The 1,610-nt window shown below is 48.4% G+C and carries 2 protein-coding genes; both read right to left on the reverse strand.

Annotated features, from left to right (window positions below; genetic code table 11):
* On the reverse strand, nucleotides 1–825 hold an 825-nt coding region (locus RR877_RS10400; protein WP_332628202.1), incomplete at its 3' end, for a hypothetical protein.
* A 122-nt stretch (nucleotides 826–947) separates the two neighbouring features.
* Nucleotides 948–1,445 (reverse strand): hypothetical protein, encoded by a 498-nt coding sequence (locus RR877_RS10405; RefSeq protein WP_332628203.1) that lies wholly within the window; start codon nucleotides 1,443–1,445, stop codon nucleotides 948–950.
* Between the last annotated feature and the right edge of the window lie 165 nt (nucleotides 1,446–1,610).

Here is a 1,610-nt window from a genome sequence, read left to right on the forward strand (position 1 = left end):
GTCGTAGGTTTCGAGGCCTTGGTTGATCGACTTGTTGTTCTGGTTGCCGCCGATCTTGTACGACGTGGCGATGCAGATGTCCTGACGCACAGGCAGGCCGGTCTGGTCGAAGAAGTTCGTGTCATCGCTGTTGAAGAACAGGTTGATGTAGAACTTGCCGTTGCGGTACTGGTTCAGCAGTTGCTGAATGTTCATACCCTTGTAGTCCAGCACGCGGATTGCGTTCTCGGCCTTGATAGCGTTGAACGTGTTGTTGATCAGATCCATGATCGCAGCGTCCGAGTTCACATCGAACTCGTTTGGCACCAGCGTACCGTCGGTGATGACGATGGATTTCGGATCGATCTTCAGCGCGTCAGCCAGAGCCAGCGTTGCCTGCTCGACGTACTTCTCGTCCAGAGCGTCAGCCGGAGTACGGGTGATCTCGTAACGCACGCCGCCGATGTTCTCGGTGATCTTTTCCGGATAGTCGCCAGTCTTCTCGACCATCAGGATGTGTGCCGAGGTGATACCGCCGACGGCTTCGGACACGATGATGCCCGAGTAGTTCAGACCGGCGATCTGCTTGAGCAGCTTGACCACGGCGTACTTCTCTTCGGTCTTGACTTCGTCGTTCAGGAACTTGACCTTGGCGTTGATCTTTTCGAACAGCTTCTCGAAGACTTCACCGCCCGAGCCGTAGGTGGCGAGACGCGATTGGATGCCGAAGTGCAGAGGACCACCGCTGTGCGATGCCTGCTGAGCGAAATTGGGGTTGCCGTCAGCCGAACCACCGGTTGCTTGACGAGCTTGCTGTTGTGCGCCACCTTGAACTTTAACGACCATTTTTTTCTCCAGTTGTAAAATGAAATGTGTTTCTATGTGAAACGATAAACTTAATTGATGCTAAGTTAACCACAGCCTTGCGACTGTAGTTCTCTTCATACTATCTATGTGTAAGTATTTTTTTAATTCACTACACTGCGATTCGAGAAGCGGAAAGAGCGGAAGAGGTTATCCTTCCAGCGATTGTATTTCTCCTTACGCTGCTTGACACTGTACAGGTAGTGCAAGTTGCTTATGGCTTTTTCGATATAGTCCTTTACTTTCTCCGGGTCATACTTGTTGTACACCGATCCGATGTGGACGACGTTGTTATTCAGAACAATGATATTTTCATTCCCCTTATAACTGATGTTGATAAAACGAACCAACACTGCTTTTTCTTTACTCGACAGCTCGTACGGCAGATTGATGAAGCAGACGCTACCGGAGCGCTCCATCTTGATCCGACCGAACAACGCTTTCACATGTTCCAGCATCCGAACATAGCTGGTGTTGTCCAGCATATCGAAGGTGGATAACACTTTATCCGACAGCTCCAGCGTGAACTCGTCACCTGCCAAGAAGCTTTGGATCAGTTGTTGGGTATGATTGTCGATGCTTGCATAAGTAATAGTACTCACTAACACACTCCTATTGGATGGGTTATTTAACTCGTTTAGTTCCATTATGAGAGGAAGCTACAACTATTATATATGCTATTATAAATGATTCAGATGCAGGTATTGTTAATTATTCACTTTCCTCGGAATTCTGTGATTCCTTAAGGGTAAGCCAATGCTATATCT

Source organism: Aurantimicrobium sp., assembly GCF_036667855.1.
Lineage (GTDB): Bacteria > Actinomycetota > Actinomycetes > Actinomycetales > Microbacteriaceae > Aurantimicrobium.